This is a genomic window from Mediterraneibacter catenae, from assembly GCF_008691045.1.
In the GTDB taxonomy this organism is placed as follows: Bacteria; Bacillota; Clostridia; order Lachnospirales; family Lachnospiraceae; genus Mediterraneibacter; species Mediterraneibacter ornithocaccae.
Genome location: NZ_VMSO01000007.1, coordinates 22100 through 43272, shown reverse-complemented (window position 1 = coordinate 43272; position 21173 = coordinate 22100). Strand labels below are relative to the sequence as shown.

The window sequence follows — 21173 nt, the reverse complement described above, 5'->3', positions numbered from 1 at the left end:
GCACTCTCGACTCAATATTATAACGCCGGTTCTTCCGCTTGTAAACGAAAATTTGAGAAATTTCTCATTACGGAATACCGCGTTATATGTGCCGCAGACTATTTCAGGCGCTCCTCTTCATACAGGGGACGTCTGACCTTTTTCCTTGTGACTTCTACGAGACCGAGAGTCGTCATATCTACAAGCGTTGTCTGGATCGGATCTTTTGACAGATAATATCTGAATTCATGCAGGAGTCTCTGTGTGTTCTCATCTCTTTTGAGATTAATGAAGTCTACAATGATAATCCCTGACAGGTTCCGCAGCCTGATCTGCCGGGCAGCCTCTCTTGCCGCTTCGAGATTGACCTTCATGGCTCCGTCCTCGCTGTCCGACTTCGAAGTATTCTTGCCGGAGTTGACATCTATCACTGTCAGGGCTTCGGTAGGCTGTATAATGAGATATCCTCCCGTTTTCAGCCATGCTCTCTCCATAAGCGCTTTGTCGAGAGCGGTCTGTGTGCTGTAGAGTTTATCCAGAGGAAATGACGGGTTATCATAGAGTTCAAGCAAGTCAAGTTTTTCCGGAAGTTCTGCCTGGAAAAACATATGTATACGTGTATACAAATCATGATCGCCGATAATAATCGCTTCCATGCCATCCATATATACATTTTTCAGATCAGCGATATAAGACGGCGGAGCGGATTTAAGGCATGAAAAACAGACTCTTGTCTCCGCAGTCCTGACGAGGCTGTAATATTCGTCTTTCAGTGCATTGATTTCCTCCAGTACATCCTCAAACGGCGCATCCTTCGCGTTTGTGCGGACAATGAGACCGAAATCATCGTTCTGTAGACCGGCAAGTTCCCTTTTATATTCTTCCCTTAGAGATTTCGGTATCTTGGAAGAAACCCCGATCCGGGTATTTCCGTGCGTAAGTACGGCGTATCTTCCGGTAAAGCTCAAATTCCCTGTCACGGTTGGGGCTTTTGTCTTAATTGCCTCACGGCTGATCTGTACGACGAGTTCATCACCGATACAGAGCTGTTTGTTTCCGGATTTGTGCGTGAATATCGCGCTTTTTACATCCTTCATATCGTAGTAGCAGTTCACGCCTTTCTCGATCTCGATAAAGGCTGCGCCGATATTAGGAACGATGTTGCTCACCTTTCCGATATAAATATCACCGAGACGGTGCCTGTCCGCCTCCGATGGCGAAGCGGAAGCACTGTGTATCTCTACGATATCGCCGTCTTCTATGAAATATGTCCTTATCCTGTTGTCCCTTTTTTCAATCAGGAGTTTCCGTTTCAATTTATCTCTCCCCTTATTTCTCTTCCGAGTGACTCAAGTGTGACAAGTTCACGATTCCCGTCTTTTCCTGCATCGGCATACATTTCAAGTCTTCTGTAGACAAAGGATCCTGCATTGAGTGAATCTGTATCTGCAGAAGGATATTCGGCATATTTCAGAAATGAATCCATGATCAGCTCAGGTTTCAGGTTCTGTGCACTTCCTGCGGCTGTCCGGACATAGACTGAATCTCCGCGGAATTCCCATTCATAGATCAAAGGACGTATGTCGACTTCTTTCTCACTCCGTTTTGTCTGTTTGATAACGCGGATCTCGTCCTGATTCATAAAGGAGGTGAACCGTTCCTGCCAGTGATCGGGAAGTGTGCCGGCTGTGCGTGTGTTGTCAGAAACCATGCCGGATGTCTGGCTGTCGCTCCCAGTGATTCCGGGTTTGGGGGAGATCAGATAATCCGCCGCCGCAAGTATAGTCATGCCGGTCATTTTCTTTTCTTCTGCAATCTGCCGGAAACTTAATACTTCAATTCCCTCGACCGTAACTTCATTCATCCTGCGCACCGCTATGTCGCTGTCGATAGGTTCTCTGAGTTCGATATCCAGATATTCTCCGTCACTTTCCAGACCGATCCCGAGCGGACTGGCAAAAGACATGATCATATGAGGGCTGAATCCGCCGGTGAAGGCGATCGGGATGTCCGCCCGACGCATTACTTTCTGGAAGAAGCGCATCACGTCCAGGTGTCCGATAAATCTCAGGACACCATATTTTCTGAATTTAATTCTTACCTTCATAGCAGACACCTCCTCCAAATCCTGCAGCTCCGCAGCCGGAACATTTCTCCCGGCAGTTGGGAGTCACTGTCTCATTTAGAGCGCGCTCCCATTCCCGGTACAGGAAGGAACGGCTCACGCCGATATCGATGAAATCCCACGGGAATATCTCATCTTTTTCACGCACCCTCTGGTTATAGAATGAGATATCCACACCTGTGTTTTCAAATGCTTCCATCCACAGATCATTGCGGAATGTCTCCGTCCACGAGTCAAACAGACATCCGAGACGATATGCTTCCTCAATAACGGGAGCAATCCTGCGGTCGCCTCTTGCCATCACGCCCTCGAGTACAGTGACCTGTGCGTCATGCCAGTTGTATTTCAGGCTCTTGCGGTTCAGCTGTTCGCGGAATTCGTCATTTACGATATGCGCCCTTCTATCATACTCTTCTGCTGTATACATGGATGCCCACTGGAACGGTGTAAAGGGCTTTGGCACGAAGAAAGATGAACTGGCTGTGATCTGACATTTCCCGTGCCGCTGCTCTTTTGGTATCTCGTAATATCTGCGTGCCACCCGGTCTGAAAGCCGGGCAATCTCCTTCATATCTTCCTCTGTCTCCGTGGGCAGTCCGAGCATGAAATAGAGCTTGACTTTCGTCCATCCGCCCTCGAATGCCTGTCCCGCTCCGGTCAGGATGTCCTCTTCTGTCAGCCCTTTGTTGATCACGTTGCGCATGCGCTGAGAGCCGGCTTCCGGAGCAAAAGTCAGACTGCTCTTTCGGACATCCTGCACCTTGCTCATGACATCAAGAGAAAAGGCATCGATACGCAGGGATGGCAGGGAGATATTGATCCCCTTGTCTTTAAATTCATCGATCAAAAAGGTCACCAGCTCATTGAGTTCCGAGTAGTCGCTGGAGCTTAATGAGCTTAGGGAGATCTCCTCGTGTCCGGTATTTTTCAACATTGTGCGGGCATATTCTTTTAACCTTTCTACATTCCGTTCACGGGTGGGCCTGTAGAGCATTCCTGCCTGGCAGAAGCGGCATCCGCGGATGCATCCCCGCTGTATTTCGAGGACAACACGATCTTGTGTTACTTTGATAAATGGGACCACCGGATTCATCGGATACGGCGCATCGCTTACTTCCATAACGACCTGTTTCCTGACTTTTTCAGGCGCTGCAGGCTCATTGGGAGTAAAGGACTTGATCGTACCGTCCGTATGATAAGATGCATCATAAAACTGAGGTACATACAGTCCCTCGATCCGGGCAGCCTGCCGCAGGAAATCCCTTCTTGAGCCACCGGATGTCTTCCACTCTTTATATGTGTCGAGGAGTTCATCATAGACGGTCTCCCCTTCCCCGATATAGAAAATGTCGAAGAATTCGGCCAGCGGCTCAGGATTGTACGTGCACGGTCCGCCGCCGATCACAATGGGATCCTCTTCCGTCCGGTCCGCCGCATGAAGCGGGATCTGGCTGAGGTCGAGGATCTGCAGGATATTTGTGTAGCACATCTCGAACTGGATCGTAATGCCGAGAAAGTCAAAATCCCGTACCGGATCCTGGGATTCCAACGCAAAGAGAGGGATATTTCTATCCCTCAGCACCTTGTCCAGATCGAGCCATGGCGAGTAGACCCGTTCACACCATGTGTCTTCCCTGCGGTTGAACATGTCGTAGAGGATCTGGATACCCAGATGTGACATACCGATCTCGTATACGTCCGGGAAGCACATCGCAAAACGGATATCCACCTTTTCCTTATCTTTCATTACTGAATTGATCTCTCCGCCGATGTAACGCGCAGGCTTCTCGATATTTAGTAATATTTCATCACTTAATGCAAGTTTTCGCATAATAACTCCTGATATATGTTTTTATAGATAATAATAAACCATGCTAAGTATACACTAATCATCCTGCCATGGCAAATAGGAATATTATATGTTATAAGAATTCTTCCATTTTCAGCATTTTACAGAGATTTGAGCACTAATGCCTCATATGGTCTTATGAACACAGTATTTCTATTGTCTCTCGCATACAAAAGATCCCCATAATTTCCGATCAGAAGTTTTGAGGTCTTTTTTGTCCACCCCCCAGGCAGTGCAAATATCCGTGTATTTCCGTAGAAATTGCATATAATAAGCAGTTTTTCATTTTTGAGTGTCCGGGTATATACATATAGCTCTCTGTCTTCGGGGAGAACAAGGTCATAACTTCCGTACACGATGATCTCATGCTCTTTTCTGAGGCGGATCAGCTTCTGGTAATAACGGAAGACAGAATCTTCTCTTTCTAACTGATCTTTGGCATTGATTTCCTTGTAGTTCGGATTAACCATGATCCACGGCGAGCCTGTCGTAAAACCTGCATTTTCTGTATCGTCCCACTGAAACGGCGTGCGGGCATTATCGCGGCTTTTGTACCGCAGGTATTTCATCATTTCATCCTCAGTGAATACACCCTGTCCAACCAGTTCGTGCCATGCGTTGATACTGTCAAGATCACGGAAGTCTGAGATGTCTTTAAATGGCACATTAGTCATGCCCAGTTCCTCTCCCTGATAGATATAGGGCGTGCCCTGCATCATGTGAAGGCAGGTGGCAAGCATTTTGGCGGACATTTCACGGTATTCTCCGTCATTCCCGAATCGGGATACTGAGCGGGGCTGATCATGATTTTCCCAGAACAGGCTGTTCCATGCAATGGTATCAAGACCTTTCTGCCATTTTGTCAGAATCTTTTTCAGATCCCGCAGATCCATTTTTTTATCCGCCCACTTGTTTGTGCCATCCGCGTCTACATCCATGTGTTCAAACTGGAATACCATATTTAATTCTTTCCCATCGCTCCGTGCGTATTTTTTAGCTTCATCAAGTGTAACGCCGGAACACTCACCTACGGTAAGAGTTTCTCTTCCGTCCAGAACTTCTCTTCTCATTTCCTGAAGATATTCATGGACATGAGGACCGTTGGCAGGCTCATTGAAGCTTGCATAGCCGTTGATGCCAGGTTCGCCGTCCGGGAATGTCTGATCTTTGGAAATAAGGCTGATCACATCCATGCGGAAACCGTCCACTCCTTTGTCCAGCCACCAGTTCATCATGTCGTATACTTCTCTTCTCACCTTTGGGTTATCCCAGTTCAGATCCGGCTGCTTTCTGGAGAACAGATGGAGAAAATACATATCAGTTGTACTGTCGTATTCCCACGCGGAACCGGAGAAGCAGGATCCCCAGTTGTTCGGCTCCTTTCCGTCTTTGGCTGGACGCCAGATATAGTAATCCCTGTACGGATTATCTTTTGATTTGCGGCTCTCTATAAACCATTTATGCTCGTCAGAAGTATGATTTACCACAAGGTCCATAACGATGCGGATGCCTCTCTTATGCGCCTCGTCGAGCATTCTGTCATAATCTTCCATCGTTCCGAACTCTTTCATGATCGCACGGTAGTCACTGATATCATAACCATTGTCGTCATTGGGCGACTGGTAGACCGGCGAGAGCCAGATTACATCAACGCCCAGTTCTTTCAGATAATCCAGCTTTTCCGTGATACCGTTCAGATCGCCGATTCCGTCCCCGTTGCTGTCGTAAAAACTCCTCGGATAAATCTGATATACAACACTTTCCTTCCACCATTTCCTGTCCATTGATTCTTCCATTCCTTTCTTAGTCTTAAAGAAATATTAAGTGATATAGAACAAACCGCCGAGCTTGACATTAAGTCCGGCGGTTTGCTGCCCTATTTCTATTTTACAGGATTTCTCCGTTGCTTTCTATTACTTTCTTATACCAGTAGAAAGAATCTTTCCGCTTACGGGACATATCCCCTGTGCCATTGTCGTATTTGTCAACGAAGATGAGACCATAGCGTTTTTTCACTTCCCCGGTCGAAGCACTGACAACATCCGTGCATCCCCAACAGGTATATCCGATCAGATCGACTCCGTCGCACAGTGCTTCCTTCATTTCTACAATATGCTGACGCATATAGTCGATACGGTAATCGTCATGAATCCGGTCGTCTTCAGTGATTTCATCAACTGCGCCCAGACCATTCTCAACGATCATGATAGGGATCTGTCCATACTGCTGCGCAAAGAATACATCTTTCGGATGGCAGGTGTAGGGATAGCCGTTATGATATGCGAGCATGCAGCCGAGTTTATTTTCGGGATCTATCTCATGAGCCATTCTAACTGCAAGGGCACTTGCCACAAGCTGATGATGCATTGCCTGATAGCGTGTCTCCTCGTTGTTGTCTGCTTCATCGAGCATTCCGGCGCAGAATACAGCGCCGAACGGCTCGGTGAGCATATTGATCTCGTTGAAGGTCAGCCAGTATTTCACTCTGCCTTTGTAACGTTCAAAGAGAACCTTTGCAAAGCGCAGATAGAAGTCAATCAGTATCACGGCGGAAAATTACAGTGCCTTCCATGCTTCTATAATCGCATTGGTATCCATCTCTTTCTCAATCTGATTTACGATTGATGTGCTGTTTACCTGCGCAATCTCCGCCTTACTCTGATCCATATAGACAAAGCAGACAAAGCACAGGATGCCGATCACAAGCCGTATGTAAAATGTACCTCCGGGTGTTTCCTGCTCTTCATCCCCGTTTTTGTAGAGATCATGATAGATCCTCCCGTATCTCGGATGGACAGCAGGGATGTCTCTTCTATCGTCATAAAGCTTCCGCGTCTGTCTCAGCAGTTCTCTCCGGCGCATTTCTGAATCATTCATAATAAACCTCAGGGACATAGATCATTTATCATAATCTATGTCCCTGAATACTTTCTTAGAACAGTTCTTCTGTTCTGATATATGGAACTGCTGTGTGATCAGACAGCTTTATCGGTCAGCCAGTTCGTTTGTGATATCCTCCCAGGTGACGCCCCGCTCTACCATGAGTACCATGGCATGATACAGGAAGTCGGAGATTTCATATTTAATCTCCTCCGGATTCGGATTCTTGGCTGCGATAACAATCTCGGTCGCTTCCTCTCCTACTTTCTTTAAGATCTTGTCGATGCCCTTCTCAAAGAGATAGTTTGTATAAGATCCTTCTTTCGGGTGCTCTCTGCGATCCACGATCGTATTATAGACAGACTCGAATACCTGGAGCGGATTCTTGGCGTCGTAGTCAGCCCCGACGATCGTAGTATAGAAGCAGGAACGGTTGCCCGTATGACACGCAGCACCGATCTGCTCTACTTTTGCCAGGAGCGTATCTTTATCACAGTCGATAGAAAGTGATTTCACATACTGGAAATGACCGGAGGTCTCTCCCTTTACCCACTGGCACTGTCTGCTTCTGCTGTAGTATGTCATGCGTCCGGTTTTTACCGTGTGGTCAAATGCTTCCTCATTCATGTAAGCCATCATGAGGACTTCATTTGTCTTGTAGTCCTGTACGATGACAGGAATGAGTCCGTCGGAATTCAGCTTAAATTCCGAGAAGTCCAGAATGCTCTCGAAAGATGTCATCTTGATACCGGCATCTGCACAGATTTCCTTGAATTCCTTGAAATCCATGTCCAGCCTGCTGATAAAGAGGCCGGATACGCCTTTGATACCGTCGCATTTTAAAATCCGCAGGATCTCGCTCTGCTCCATTGTGTCTGTAAGTACGACGCAGGGAAGCTTCGTGATATTCATAACAGAGTTCAGATCGAGACGGTGCATGAACACAATCTCTGTGCTGTACTCTTCGATCAGATGCTGCATTTTGAACAGTGCGTCAAAGTCATTCAGGGAAACAGCGATCCTCTCTTTTCCGAAACGTTTGGATACCTCTTCGATGAGGTCTATGGAAAGAGATTTTGAAAAGTTCAGGACAGCGCGTTTTGCCCCTGCATAGAGGATCTTCTTGACATCCTCGGCGCGTCGTATATTTCCTCCGGCGATCATTGGAATACTGATCACCCGGTTTATTTTCTTGATCAGGTCTATCGCTTCGTCATGCTCTTCGTCCGATGTGGACAGGTCAAATACGATCAGCTCATCAGCTCCCCTGTCACAGTACTGTTTTGCAAGGGCGACGACATCGTCAGACAGCAGTGTCCTGTCATCAAACCACTGCACTGCCTTGCCTCCATCGATGAAAATGCATGGAGTCAGTCTTTTATAGCTCATGTATATCAGTTCTCCTTTTATCAGTTCTTGTCAGTTTATATAAATTATGCCCGGCCCGGAATATCATGATATCAGATCAAAGGGTGCCTTTAGTCGACCAGACTTCCTGTACTCTCGGTTCTTCTGAAACAGCCATGTCAAGCGCTTTTCCGAATGCTTTGAACAGAGCTTCCGCCATATGGTGGTTGTTGCCCGGTTCCATGATCTTCAGATGCAGATTCATAGCTGCGCTGTATGAGACAGCATAGAAAAATTCCCGGACCATCTCAGTATCCATTGTGCCGAGCCGGGGTACGGTAAACTCTGCGTCATATTTTAAGTACGGGCGGCCCGACAGATCGACTGCCGAGAGTGCAAGGACCTCATCCATGGGGAGGATGAAGTAACCGTACCTTTTGATCCCTGCCTTGTCTCCGAGCGCTTCAGCGATGGCCTGTCCGAGCACAATACCTGTATCCTCGATCGTGTGATGACTGTCGACATCGAGATCTCCGTTCACCTTTACATCGAGATCAAAGAGGCCGTGGCGGGCAAATCCGTCCAGCATATGGTCAAAGAACGGGATTCCGGTATCGATCCGGTTCTTTCCCCGGCCGTCCAGATTGATGGACAGGGAGATATCAGTTTCTTTTGTTTTCCTGGTACAGCTTCCGATTCTCTGTTCCATGATCGTCCTCCTTTATTAATCTCCGTCTGTTATTTTTCATCAAAATCTTTTCCGTCGAAACGTACTCTGATCGAATTGGCGTGTGCTGTCAGATGCTCCGCCTCGGCAAATTTTTCGATATCTGTGTGTATCTTCTCCAGTGCATCCCTGGAATATGAGATAATGCTGGATTTTTTGATGAAATCGTCCACGGAGAGCGGCGAGAAGAACTTGGCTGTTCCATTTGTAGGAAGCACATGGTTCGGGCCGGCAAAATAATCGCCCAGCGGTTCGCTTGAATACTCTCCGATGAAGATAGCGCCTGCGTTGCGGATCTTAGTCATTACTTCGAAGGGATTGGCAGTCACGATTTCCATATGCTCTGAAGCAATCTCATTTGCAGCATCGATGGCGTCGTCCAGCGTGTCGGCAATGAGGATATGTCCATAATTGTCCAGCGACTTCTGAATGATCTCTCCCCGTGAAAGCTCACGGATAAACCGATCTGTCCAGTCCGATACTTCATGGGCGAGTTTTTCGCTTGTCGTCACAAGGATCGCGCTTGCAAGTTCATCATGTTCTGCCTGAGAGAGAAGGTCTGCTGCTACGTATCTCGGATTTGCCGTCTCATCCGCAAGTACGAGGATCTCGCTGGGCCCTGCGATGGAGTCGATACTCACATGTCCGTACACGGCCTTTTTTGCGAGCGCTACATAGATGTTTCCCGGTCCTACGATCTTATCCACCTTCGGGATGCTCTCTGTCCCGTAGGCAAGCGCTGCGATCGCCTGAGCTCCGCCTACCTTGTAAATGCGGTCCGCACCGGCTTCATTTGCCGCAACAAGAGTCGTAGGAGTTACTTTTCCGTCCTTTCCGGGCGGAGTGACCATGATGATCTGCTCCACGCCTGCAACTTTGGCCGGCATGATATTCATGAGCACGGATGACGGATAGGCAGCTTTACCTCCCGGCACATAGACGCCGACACGCTCCAGAGCCGTCACCTTCTGACCGAGGATCGTTCCGTCCGGTTTACTGTCAAACCAGCTGTACTGCATCTGCTTTGCGTGATAGGACTCAATATTTTTGAGCGCTTTTCTTATAATATCGATCAGTTCAGGATCTACATTCTCATAGGCCTCTCTGATCTCTTCTTCCGTGACAAGGATATTGTCGGCATTGATATGGGCGCCGTCAAACTTTTCTGTATATTCAAAGAGAGCCTGATCTCTCTTATCTTTTACGGTATCCAGGATTTCGCGGACACTTTCCTCGTATTTTCCATAGCTGTTGGGACTGCGCTTCAGAAGTGTTTCCAGCAGGCTCTTTTTTGTATTCTGGTCCAGTTTTTCGATTCGCATAATATTCCTCCCGTACTTTAAACATCTTCTCTGAGCAGTGCTCTTAAGTCTGTGATAAGCTTCTTTATCCTGTCGTTTTCCATACGCATGCTGACCGGATTGACGATCATACGGGCTGAGAGCGGGCAGACTTCCTCGAGTACGACAAGCCCGTTTTCTTTCAGAGTTGAACCGGTTTCTACTATATCCACGATCACTTCGGATAAGCCTACGATCGGGGCAAGCTCGATGGAACCGTTCATTTTGATGATTTCCACAGTCTGATGCTTTTTATTGTAAAAATAGTCTTTTGCGATCTTCGGGTACTTAGTGGCGACACGGATCAGTTCGTGGTGCCCGAGAAGCTCTGCCGCACTCTCATAGCCGCAGACGCACATCCGGCATTTCCCGAATCCGAGATCAAGCACCTCATGTACTTTTCTCCCCTCTTCTACGATCGTATCCTTGCCGACCACGCCGATATCAGCTGCACCGTACTCAACATAAGTCGGGACATCCGGTCCTTTTGCCAGGAAGAATTTCAGTTTCAGTTCTTCATTTGTAAAGATCAGTTTCCTGGAATCTTTGTCTTTCATCTCGTCACAGGTTATGCCAAGTTTCTCCAGCATCTCCAGTGTTTTGTTTGCCAGGCGCCCTTTTGTCAGGGCGAATGTCAGATATCTCATAAGTCATGCTCCTTTAAATCCTGCTATTACAGATCTGCGATCTTTTCTTCGCCTGTCATAAGATTGACCATCTCGATCTTCTCATCATCTCTGAGATAGAGCAGAACGGAAGTACCCATACGGCGGGCATACGCCTCGTAGACTTCTCTCTCCTCCTCCGGTTCCCGTTTGATCAGCTCAATGTTCCGGCCCTTTTCACGGAAACTGCAGGCGAGCGGGATGGCACGTTTCTCTGTCTGTTCGGTATATACGATCAGGTTCTGATGGACTGTATCCACAGTAATCTTCTGGCGGTTCAGAGCGTTCATCAGTTCATCGAGAATAACGGCGAAACCGATGGAAGGTGTGCTCTTGCCGAATTTTTCGAGCAGATGGTCGTATCGTCCGCCGCGAACGACCGCATCGCCCGTACCGTATGTATAGGCACGGAATATAATGCCGGTATAGTATCCGTAGCTTCCGCTCATGCTCAAATCGAATGTCACATGGTCTTCCGCACCGTAAAGTTTGAGCAGGCGATAGATCTGCTGTAGTCTGGATACTCCCAGACGGGCGTTCAGATCCGGTGCTACTTTGAGCGCTGCTTCGAGTACTTCAGGTCCGCCGACAAGTTCCGGAAGGATACGGAAAGCATCTTTTACACTTTCTTTTACATTTTTACTGTCAAGGAGCTCTTCAACGCCGAAGAAATTCCGGTTTGTGATGAGCGTGCGTACTTCACGGCTCTCTTCCTCCTGCAGGTCAGCCGCGTTCATAAGCCCGCTTATAAAATCAACATGTCCGATACTGACCTGAAATTCTTTTAATCCTGTCTTCTTCAGTCCGTCTACCACCATGGCGATCATTTCAGCGTCCGCCTCGACGGCATCCAGTCCGATAAGCTCTGCTCCGAGCTGTGTATTCTCTTTTAAACGGCCCTGATAGCTGGAATGATTGATAAATGTATTTCCCGAATAGCAGAGTCGGATGGGGAAGTCTTCATTCTCAAACAGTGTGGCCGCTGCGCGCGCGACAGACGGAGTGATATCCGGTCTGAGAGCAAGGATATTCCCCTCTCTGTCGAAGAATTTGTAAAGCTCCTGAGTTGATGTGGAACCGATCTCCTCACGGAACACATCATAGTATTCAAATGTGGGCGTCTGTATATCCTTGTAACCGTACAGATGGAGTACGGTATTCAACTTTTTCTGAAGTGCAAGTTTGGTTTCGCATTCTTTGTTGTAAATATCCCGGACGCCTTCCGGGGTGTGAAGTTTCTGTTCCATATGCTCTCCTCTTTCACTTTAATGTGCTAATACGTTAAATTCCTATGTAATTATACGGATTTTGCGGAGTTCTGTCAATCCCTGAAAGCATATTCTACTCATCACGGCAGTCCAGATCTTTCTGGATCATATCAAGATACGGCACGAAATAACCCTGTTTAAGTTCCATAAACCATCCCGGCTCCAGTTCTTCGTACCGGAAACTTTTACGCCCGCCCGCTTTTCCACGGTCCCAGAACTTTCTTATCTGTTCATAGCGCATATAATAGAGTTCATCCCTTGTACTGAAGTAGATGAGAAGGAATGCGACGCCGCTCTGTTTTTCAAATTTCTCCATAAAATCCATCTGATGTTCATGGACGTTCTGGAGAGGAAATGTATCAGCTTTACATTCCTTGGCGTCAAAACAGACCGGAATCCCCTGGACTGCTCCGATGTAATCGACAGTACTGATTTTGTCAAAGTAAGCCAATGTGATATGCCTGCTCTCCTGATCGATCTTTACCGGTGTGATCGGTGTGGGAATTTTCTGGATCAGTGCAAGCCCCATTTCCGTATAACGTTCATTTGTATGGTTGATGAATTCCTCTAGTGTAGATCCTCTTAGTCCTCTTGAACCCCATGTGGCCATTTCAAAAAGCTCCTCTGTATTTTCTTGTCCTCACATATCCTCTGGAACAGCTCTGGCAGAGGTGCGGTTAAGACTTTCCCCGACAGGCCGGAAAGAGTACCGGTACATTCAGGTATACAGAGCCTGACAGAATGCAGCAGCTGTGAGGTCAGCCCGTATTCGCTGCGGTATCTGTCATTGATCTTTCTGTCTCCGTATTTGTAGTCCCCGATGATGGGATGTCCCTGCGAAGCCAGGTGTGCCCGGATCTGATGTGTTTTTCCCGTGATGAGATGAACTTCGAGCAGAGTGACATTGTCTCCTGTACTGAGAGGACGGTATTCTGTCTCGATCCGCGCGGCGCCCTTTGTCATGGATGTGCTGTATATGACAGTGTTTGTACGCGGATCTTTTGTCAGGAATCCGCTGATGTGCGCCCCCTGGGTGACAGTTCCTGCCGCCAGACAGAGATAATATTTTTTTACACTGCGCTCACGGAACATTTCACTTAATTCCTGCAGTGCCGCCAGTGTCTTGCCGGCGGCTACGATACCGCTTGTATTGCGGTCCAGCCGGTTGCACACAGACGGATGGAAAGTGCAGAGCTCTTCTTCCGTGATCTGACGGCTCTTAAGAAGGTATCCTATCATATATTCTACGAGAGAAATGTCATTTTTTGCCGCTTTCTGTGAGAGCATTCCCACAGGCTTGTTTATAAAGATTGTATGCCTGTCTTCATATAATATGTCAAGGTCTGCCGGCGGTATGTCCGCCGGTTGATGCAGCGTCTTCTTTTCTGTAAATTTATCGATCGTCTCATCGGAAAGGAACAGCTTAACAGTATCATTTACGGAGAGCTTTTCCTGTCCTGTGGCTTTCCTGCCGTTGAGCGTGATGTTTTTCTTGCGCAGCATCTTATAGAAAAAGCTTTTCGGCGCCAGTGCCATATATTTTGTAAGAAATTTATCCAGTCTCTGGCCGGCTTCGTTTGGCCTTATGATGATCTCTCTCATAACATCTCCTCTGCCCGCAGTATCAGCCGGTGCGGCAGCAGTTTCGCACCGATGTGCGCGGCTTTCATGGGAACACCGTACACTGAGATTTCCCGCCTCTTCCGGCTGTCTTTCAGTGCTTTGCGGACAACTGCGGGCGCTTTGACCATTGTAAGTTTTTTGAGCGGTGCAGTCAGCTCTCCGCTCACGCGGAAAAATTCGGTGTCCACCGGTCCCGGGCACACAGCTGTCACAATGATGCCGCGGGTGCGAAGCTCTGAGGAAAGCGCTCTTGAGAGACTCAGGACATACGCTTTTGTGGCGGCATATACTGCAAAACCGTTCTGCGGGCAAAACGCCGCGGCTGACGCCAGATTGATGATCCGTCCGCCTTTTCCCATATACGGCAGTGTGATCTGGATCATGCGGGTCAGCGCCCTGCAGTTAAGATCCACCATGTCTGTCTGGAGCTTCTTGCTTTCTGAAGCAAGATCGGCAAATTTTCCCGATCTTCCGAAACCCGCCGCGTTGACAAGCATGCGCACCTCAGGCTGCCATTCCTTAAGTTCGCTGTGATACTGTTTATATACTTGTTTTTTCAGTAAATCTCCGTCAAAGATACGAAGAGGCACACGGCTCTCTTTTCGGAGACGTTCCAGGCGCTCTTTCCTTCTGGCGATCACCCAGATTTCATCCAGATTCCGGTAAAAATGTCCGGTCTGACGGACAAATTCTCTTCCCATCCCCGAGGATGCGCCTGTTATAACTGCTATTTTCATAAGATCGCCTCACTTTTTTTTGTGAATATTGCGTATCGTTTTCTTTTTCTTCCGGGGACGGGGAGCTTTATCTGTCCGTGTCCCGGAAAACTGTTTTTCATTGCTCCGTCTGGGGCGGATCAGGCACTTCGGACCAAAGCCTACAAGATCCATGCGCCCTGCGCGTTTTAAGGCTTCCAGGACAAGGTCGTAGAGCTCGGGATTCCTGTATTGGATGAGCGCTCTCTGCATCGCCTTCTCGTGAGGATTCTTCGGTACATATACCTTTTGGCCTGTCCGGGGATCCAGCCCGGTATAGTACATACAGGTGGACAAGGTGGAAGGCGTAGGATAGAAATCCTGTACCTGTTCCGGCATGTACCCCAGATCCCTGCAGTACTCGGCAAGCTCTACGGCTTCTTTTAACGTGGAACCGGGATGTGAAGACATAAGATAGGGAACAAGATACTGCTTTTTCCCGATCTTCGCATTCATTTTATAAAACTCTTCCGTAAATTTCTCATATACGCTGTGTTCCGGTTTTCCCATCAGGGAGAGGACAGGACGAGCCACATGTTCCGGCGCCACTTTGAGCTGGCCGCTCACATGATACTGACAGAGCTCCTTTAAGAAATCCCGTTTCCTGTCTGCGAGAAGATAGTCGAACCGGATACCTGAACGGATGAATACTTTTTTTATGCCTGGCAGTTCTCTCAGCTTCTTTAAAAGGGACACATAATCGCTGTGATCGGCATCTAGATTGCCGCAGGGCTTCGGGAACAGGCACTGCCGATTCCTGCAGACGCCGTGTTCAGTCTGTTTTTTGCACGAAGGATGGCGGAAATTTGCCGTCGGTCCTCCCACATCGTGGATATAACCTTTGAAGTCTTTCTCCTTTGTGATGATCTCTGCCTCTTTCAGGAGTGATTCATGGCTCCTCACCTGTACGATCCTACCCTGATGGAATGTGAGGGCGCAGAAACTGCAGCCGCCGAAGCATCCTCTGTTGCTGATAAGGCTGAACCGGATCTCTGAGATGGCCGGGATGCCGCCTTTTGCCTCATAGGACGGATGGTATGTCCGCGTGTAGGGAAGTGAATAGACGTCATCCATCTCGGATACGCTCAAAGGTTTTGACGGCGGATTTTGTACGACGAAGAGATGATCCGAGTATGGTTCCGCCAGACGCTTTCCATTGAAAGCGTCAGTATTGAGATACTGAGTATAAAAACTGTCGGCATAAGTCTTTTTGTCTGCTTTCAGATCTTCGTAGGACGGAAGAAATTCTGCGTCATAGATCCGGTCCCTGTCTTTTATTTTCACGACCGTACCGTCGATATAAGTCAGCTCGTTTACAGGGATTCCTGCATCCAGTGCATCAGCGATCTCGACGATAGAGCGTTCCCCCATCCCGTATGAGATGATATCAGCTCCCGAGTCCAGAAGAACAGACCGCTTCAGACGGTCTGACCAGTAATCATAGTGCGCAAGTCTTCGCAGACTGGCCTCGATCCCGCCAAGGATGATGGGAGTCTTCTTGTATGTCTGACGGATCAGATTGCCGTACACTACACATGCATAGTCCGGACGTTTTCCCATCTCACCGCCGGGGGTGTAGGCATCAGTCTTCCTGCGTTTTTTCGATACACTGTAATGGTTGACCATAGAGTCCATATTGCCGGCGGAAACAAGGAAACCTAAGCGCGGTTCCCCGAAAACTTGTATGCTCTTTTTATCTTTCCAGTCAGGCTGGGAAATGATCCCCACACGGTATCCGTGGGATTCCAGCACCCGGCTTATGATGGCATGTCCGAAAGAGGGATGATCTACATAGGCGTCTCCGATCACATAGACAAAGTCTACGCTGTCCCATCCTCTCTCGATCATATCATTTCTGTCTACAGGTAAAAATTTACTGCGTGTCACGTCTGTTCATCGCACCTTTCATAGGTATGTCTCAAAATATCATTAAAATCACGGATAAAATAATCGGCGAGGCGTTTCTTTTCCGCTTCCAGACCTCTGGAAAATTCATCATCCACAGCGCACACTTCCATTCCGGCGTTCTTGCCCGCGAGAATGCCATTGGGCACGTCTTCGAAGACAAGGCACGAGGACGGTTCAATGCGGAGATCTTCTGCTACTTTCAGATAAACATCCGGAGCCGGTTTCCCCGCGGATACCTCGCAGGAAGTGCGTATAGAATCAAAGTACGGCGCAAGATGCCGCGCCTGCAGGGCGGCGTCGGCGATAGTTCGGTCATTACTGGTCGCAATGCCCAGTAAGACGCCCTGCTTTTTCATAGCTTTTAAAAATTCAACGGCGCCCGGTTTTGGAAATACCTCTGTGGCGTAGAGACGGATCGTCATGTCACGCCACTCCTGCATAACCTGTTCTACTGTCCTGTCCAGTGTCTGGAATGTGTCGACAAAGTACCGGGCGGTCTCTGTGTAACTCTTGCCCTCGATATCTCTGTGAAAAGTGGCAGGCTCCGTGAGATGGTATTTCTCCATATAGATCCGGTCGACCTCGGGCCAGATCCACATGGAGTCTACCAAAGAGCCGTCCATGTCAAATATTACAGCTTTCTTTCCTGTGAGCATAATCGTTTTACCTCTTCTTCTGTCAGTCTGCGATATTCTCCCGGTTTCAGTGCTTCATCCAGAGTGATGCAGCCCATTCGGAGACGCTTCAGATAAATGACTTCTTTCCCGACTGCCTGGAACATCCGTTTGACCTGATGGAATCTCCCTTCGCGGATCGTCAGACAGATCTCGGAGATCCCGCCCGGAGAACAGATGACAAGCTCTGCAGGGAGAGTCGGCTTCTCGTCTCCGATATCCAGCCCCTGTGTAAAGCTTTGTATATCCTCTTCTGTTACAAGTCCTTTTACCCTCGCAAAATAGACCTTATCCACATGCTTCTTTGGCGAGAGCAGCCGGTGTGCGAGATCACCGTCATTGGTGATGATAAGAAGCCCTTCAGTATCTTTGTCAAGTCTTCCCACAGGAAAGAGATCATCTCTCTTTCTGTCTTTGATCAGATCGATCACGGTTGTCTCATTCCGGTCTTCAGTGGCAGACACAACACCAGCCGGTTTGTTCAGCATATAGTATTCGTATTTTTCATAGATGACTGGTTCACCCTGAAATGTGATCTTGTCCTGATCTGTATCGATCTTTATCTCCGGCCGGTATACTGCGGTACCGTTGAGAGAAACTCTTCCGTTCCGGATTTCTTTTTTGACCTCGCTTCTCGTGCCGAGTCCCATATCCGCAAGGTATTTGTCGAGTCTGATCTTCATACTGACTGCCACCGCCATCCGGGGAGATATTTATTCTTCAGAACCTGACCTGCAAGTTTTCCGAAGCCGAGGGGATATCCGTCCACACAGACGAGATACCAGCCCTTCTCCTTTGCAGATACAAGGTCCTCAACATCCAGTGTCTCCCCTTTCAGATATTTAATGACCCGCTCGTCAGACACGGGCAGATCAATGATACGTGCATACTCTTCTTTCTTCAGATTCATCGCAAATGCCTGACTCGGTTCAAATCTCTTCTTCTTGAGTTCACCGAGGAAGAGACCTGTGCGGAGAAACCGTATGCCGTTTAAAGCCGGCATTCCCTCTGGCATATAATAAACTTTGTCACCGCGGATATCCATCCGGTCCGGATCAAATTGGCGATTTATGTCTGCGAGGAAAGAGGTAAGTTCTTCCGGAAGTTTTTTGCGCCCTGCGCCGGTTCTTGCGCCAGTCTGAGCCCCGGATTTCCTGCATGATCCTGCACCTGGATATGTGGACGGGGCAGCCACCATCTCTTCCTCCAGACTGCCGGTTTCCTTTTTCCTGAGCAAAGCCAGAAAATGCCCTTCACCTTTCATCCGGTGAGGGAAAATACGTACTGTATGTCTGAGACGCTCATCCCCGGAATCCGTCATCTCAGGCAGTCCCTGTGAGAAACCTTCATACCCTTCCATCTCGCATATATCAAAATCAGGGCGCTGCTTCAGAAGGTATTCGATCGTCTGTTCATTTTCTTCAGGGGAGAACGTACAGGTCGAGTACAGGATCATGCCGCCCGGACGCAGCATCTGTGCAGCCTGCGTGATGATACTCCTCTGGATCTTAGAAAAATAATCCGGACCGTGCTCTTCCCATGCACGGATCATTTTTCGGTCTTTGCGGAACATTCCCTCGCCGGAGCAGGGGGCGTCGATCAGGATCTTGTCAAAATATTCTGTAAAATAAGGAATCAGTTTTCCCGGCTCCTCGCTCAGGACGAGGACATTACCGATTCCCATAAGTTCAATATTTTTCAGGAGACCTTTTGCGCGGGAAGTGCTCAAGTCATTAGCTGCCAGGACGCCGGTACCGTTTAATCTGGCCCCCAGCTCCGTCGCCTTTCCGCCAGGGGCAGCGCATACGTCCAGTACGCGGTCGCCCGGTTCTATGGGAAGGCGGTCGGCAGGCGTCATGGCACTCGGCTCCTGCAGGTAATAAAGACCGGCATAGTAATAGGGATGTTTCGCCGGCTGACAGTTCTCGCCGTCATAATAAAATCCGTTATGTATCCACGGTACTTTTTCCAAAGGCCATGGAGAGATTTTAAGAAAATCCTCCACCGAAATTTTGGCCGTATTGATACGGAGCCCATAATGGCGCGGTTCGTCAAAACAATTAAGATAATCGTCGTATTCCGTGCCGAGCAGGTATTTCATTTTCTCTTCAAACGCTGATGGCAGATTCATTTTTTTCCTCCATAGTCGATAGTATATCATTATCTTTCATGATAGTCGATATTTTTCTCTTCAACGTATTTGAGGGCCGGATAGGGATTCACGCTGATCTCCTGACCCTTATCATATACATAGATTCCCAGATGCAGATGTACTGGGAATTTTCCTTTCGTTCCCTCTTCAGTTCCGTATCCGGTGTCGCCCATATAGCCGAGCAGGTCTCCGGCTTTTATCTTATCCCCCTCTTCAATATCTGCGTAGGAGTCCAGATGGGCATAATAGAAGTACGCACCGCCGGGAGTACGGATACCGATGCGGTATCCACCCAGTTCAAGCCAGCCCTTGTTCTGCACTACACCATCTGTCATGCTTACGACAGGCAGGACGCCGCGCTCGTTTTTGTCCGGCATGATATCTGTGCCTTCATGTACTCTCTCTCCTTTGTATGACCGGTCGAACATCCAGGAATCTTCAAATGTCACATTAATATCGGCAGTCTTTGACGATGCGACAGGGAAATAAACGAGATCGTCCCAGATGGCCTGACACGTACTTAAATAATCACTCCATCCATCCGCTTTTTCCCAGCGTTTTCTCAAAGAGAGGGCGTCATCCGGAGAAAGATTGATGCTGCGTTCACCGAACCTGCTCTCAAGCCAGTATACAGCCAGGTATTCACCCGGAGAATCCATGTCACGGATCAAGCCTGCCGTTCCTTGGTCGACTGTCTGCTGCCGGAATTCTGCGCTTTCCACTATATCTGAAGACAGCCGGCTTCTCTCACTCATATAACGAAGTCTCGGTATCCACAGTGAACAGAAGAAAGTGATAAGAAATAAAAGAAGGCAGTATCTTAAAATGTGTTTCAAGAGTGACTCCTTTTTTCTTTTACTATATGAGCTGTTCATAAAGAACATACTATTGTCATATATCTAAATTGACTATTAGATAAACAGGAGCGGGACGTTTTTATGAAACAGATCATATCGGCTCTTCCAATAGTTTTCCTTTTCCTTGCGATGCTCTTCTCGCCCAAAGCAGTTTTTGAAGGGGCTGAAAGCGGACTGCTTCTATGGTTCCAGATCGTATTTCCGACCCTGTTTCCATTTATGCTCATCTCCGGGCTGATGCATGCGGGAGGCGGCATCAATATTATAGCGCGGCTGTTCGGCAGAATGTTCTCAGTTTTGTTCGCAACATCAAAAAACGGTGCATTTGCAGTGATAACCGGATTCCTGTGCGGTTACCCGATGGGAGCAAAAGTGTCGGCAGATTTGGTGCGTGCGGGCAGGATAACTCAGAACGAGGGGGCGTATCTTCTATCTTTCTGTAATAATACAAGCCCGGTCTTTATTATGAATTTTATCGTGTGGAAGACACTTGGCAGAGAGGATCTTATGATTCCCACCCTGCTGATCCTGGTCGGTGTCCCGGTCTTTCTCAGTCTACTTTTCCGCAGATTCTATTTAAAGGGAGAGAAACATTTCCCGGATGTGGACCAAAAAGATACAAACATTAGAAAAACAGTGGATTTTACGATGCTGGATGCCTGCCTGACAGACAGCTTTGAATCCATTGTAAATGTAGGGTTATATATCATATTCTTTTCGATATTGATATCCCTGCCTGGAAATATTACAGCAGACAATAAAATACTTGCCGTGATTCTGCCGACGCTGGAAATGACCAATGGCATACTTATGGTCAACAGACTGCTGGCAGATCTGTCGGTTAGTTATCCTCTCATACTGGGTCTTACTTCATTCGGTGGCTTCTGTGCGGCAGCACAGACACAATGTATGATTAAAGATACAGGTCTGCCGTTTCTGCCTTACATCATACAAAAACTGACTGCCGCAGCGGCAGCCAGTCTGGCAGGTGCTTTATATATGCGTATGTTCTGAATAATAGCCG

19 protein-coding genes and 1 pseudogene are annotated in these 21173 nt (G+C 48.1%); 1 reads left to right on the top strand and 19 read right to left on the bottom strand.

Features of this window, described 5'->3' with window-relative positions; all coding sequences use genetic code 11:
* Positions 1-98 precede the first annotated feature (98 nt).
* The 19 genes and pseudogenes from FNY66_RS06995 to FNY66_RS06905 all read right to left on the bottom strand — a co-directional run bounded on the left by FNY66_RS06995 (position 99) and on the right by FNY66_RS06905 (position 20047).
* Positions 99-1295 (bottom strand): ribonuclease E/G, encoded by a 1197-nt coding sequence (locus tag FNY66_RS06995; RefSeq protein WP_150310687.1) that lies wholly within the window; start codon positions 1293-1295, stop codon positions 99-101.
* Positions 1292-2086 (bottom strand): TIGR03936 family radical SAM-associated protein, encoded by a 795-nt coding sequence (locus FNY66_RS06990; protein WP_150310686.1) that lies wholly within the window; start codon positions 2084-2086, stop codon positions 1292-1294. The genes FNY66_RS06995 and FNY66_RS06990 overlap by 4 nt, the downstream gene beginning before the upstream one ends.
* Positions 2070-3935, bottom strand: coding sequence for a TIGR03960 family B12-binding radical SAM protein (locus tag FNY66_RS06985; protein WP_150310685.1), 1866 nt, complete (start codon positions 3933-3935; stop codon positions 2070-2072). The genes FNY66_RS06990 and FNY66_RS06985 overlap by 17 nt, the downstream gene beginning before the upstream one ends.
* A gap of 119 nt (positions 3936-4054) precedes the next feature.
* The gene (locus tag FNY66_RS06980) at positions 4055-5737 is read right to left on the bottom strand and encodes a glycoside hydrolase family 13 protein (RefSeq protein ID WP_150310747.1); all 1683 of its coding nucleotides are present in this window, start codon (positions 5735-5737) and stop codon (positions 4055-4057) included.
* A gap of 103 nt (positions 5738-5840) precedes the next feature.
* Positions 5841-6494 (bottom strand): annotated as a pseudogene (locus FNY66_RS06975) (family 1 glycosylhydrolase); the annotation flags it as partial.
* A 15-nt stretch (positions 6495-6509) separates the two neighbouring features.
* Positions 6510-6830 (bottom strand): hypothetical protein, encoded by a 321-nt coding sequence (locus tag FNY66_RS06970; protein ID WP_087150446.1) that lies wholly within the window; start codon positions 6828-6830, stop codon positions 6510-6512.
* A 108-nt stretch (positions 6831-6938) separates the two neighbouring features.
* Positions 6939-8222 carry a bifunctional phosphoribosyl-AMP cyclohydrolase/phosphoribosyl-ATP diphosphatase HisIE gene (gene hisIE, locus FNY66_RS06965; protein ID WP_150310684.1) on the bottom strand — a complete coding sequence of 428 codons (1284 nt, stop codon included), beginning with the start codon at positions 8220-8222 and terminating at the stop codon, positions 6939-6941.
* Between the two features lie 76 nt (positions 8223-8298).
* Positions 8299-8889: an imidazoleglycerol-phosphate dehydratase HisB gene (gene hisB, locus FNY66_RS06960; RefSeq protein WP_087150444.1), complete on the bottom strand. Its 591-nt coding sequence runs from the start codon at positions 8887-8889 to the stop codon at positions 8299-8301.
* 29 nt (positions 8890-8918) lie between these two features.
* Positions 8919-10229 (bottom strand): histidinol dehydrogenase, encoded by a 1311-nt coding sequence (gene hisD / locus FNY66_RS06955; protein ID WP_150310683.1) that lies wholly within the window; start codon positions 10227-10229, stop codon positions 8919-8921.
* 17 nt (positions 10230-10246) lie between these two features.
* A complete protein-coding gene (hisG, locus tag FNY66_RS06950; protein WP_150310682.1) occupies positions 10247-10894 on the bottom strand; it encodes an ATP phosphoribosyltransferase in 648 nt (215 codons plus the stop codon).
* Positions 10895-10920: 26 nt separating this feature from the next.
* Positions 10921-12159, bottom strand: a complete 1239-nt coding sequence (gene hisZ, locus FNY66_RS06945; protein ID WP_150310681.1) for an ATP phosphoribosyltransferase regulatory subunit — start codon at positions 12157-12159, stop codon at positions 10921-10923.
* 94 nt (positions 12160-12253) lie between these two features.
* Positions 12254-12790: a Holliday junction resolvase RecU gene (locus tag FNY66_RS06940; RefSeq protein ID WP_150310680.1), complete on the bottom strand. Its 537-nt coding sequence runs from the start codon at positions 12788-12790 to the stop codon at positions 12254-12256.
* Positions 12763-13782, bottom strand: coding sequence for an RluA family pseudouridine synthase (locus tag FNY66_RS06935; RefSeq protein ID WP_150310679.1), 1020 nt, complete (start codon positions 13780-13782; stop codon positions 12763-12765). Before FNY66_RS06935 ends, FNY66_RS06940 begins: the two co-directional genes overlap by 28 nt.
* Complete coding sequence (locus tag FNY66_RS06930; RefSeq protein ID WP_150310678.1) at positions 13779-14540, bottom strand: SDR family NAD(P)-dependent oxidoreductase; 762 nt, start codon at positions 14538-14540, stop codon at positions 13779-13781. Before FNY66_RS06930 ends, FNY66_RS06935 begins: the two co-directional genes overlap by 4 nt.
* 9 nt (positions 14541-14549) lie before the next feature.
* Positions 14550-16406, bottom strand: a complete 1857-nt coding sequence (locus FNY66_RS06925; RefSeq protein WP_229409468.1) for a YgiQ family radical SAM protein — start codon at positions 16404-16406, stop codon at positions 14550-14552.
* Between the two features lie 35 nt (positions 16407-16441).
* The gene (locus tag FNY66_RS06920; RefSeq protein ID WP_150310676.1) at positions 16442-17122 is read right to left on the bottom strand and encodes an HAD family hydrolase; all 681 of its coding nucleotides are present in this window, start codon (positions 17120-17122) and stop codon (positions 16442-16444) included.
* Positions 17098-17823, bottom strand: a complete 726-nt coding sequence (locus FNY66_RS06915) for a pseudouridine synthase (protein WP_087150435.1) — start codon at positions 17821-17823, stop codon at positions 17098-17100. The genes FNY66_RS06920 and FNY66_RS06915 overlap by 25 nt, the downstream gene beginning before the upstream one ends.
* A complete protein-coding gene (locus FNY66_RS06910; protein ID WP_150310675.1) occupies positions 17820-19271 on the bottom strand; it encodes an RsmF rRNA methyltransferase first C-terminal domain-containing protein in 1452 nt (483 codons plus the stop codon). The genes FNY66_RS06915 and FNY66_RS06910 overlap by 4 nt, the downstream gene beginning before the upstream one ends.
* A gap of 29 nt (positions 19272-19300) precedes the next feature.
* On the bottom strand, positions 19301-20047 hold the full coding sequence (locus tag FNY66_RS06905; protein ID WP_229409466.1) for a M23 family metallopeptidase: 747 nt from the start codon (positions 20045-20047) through the stop codon (positions 19301-19303).
* Positions 20048-20230: 183 nt separating this feature from the next.
* Here FNY66_RS06905 and FNY66_RS06900 point away from each other — a divergent pair, with 183 nt between their 5' ends.
* Positions 20231-21163: a transporter gene (locus tag FNY66_RS06900; protein WP_150310673.1), complete on the top strand. Its 933-nt coding sequence runs from the start codon at positions 20231-20233 to the stop codon at positions 21161-21163.
* Positions 21164-21173 lie beyond the last annotated feature (10 nt).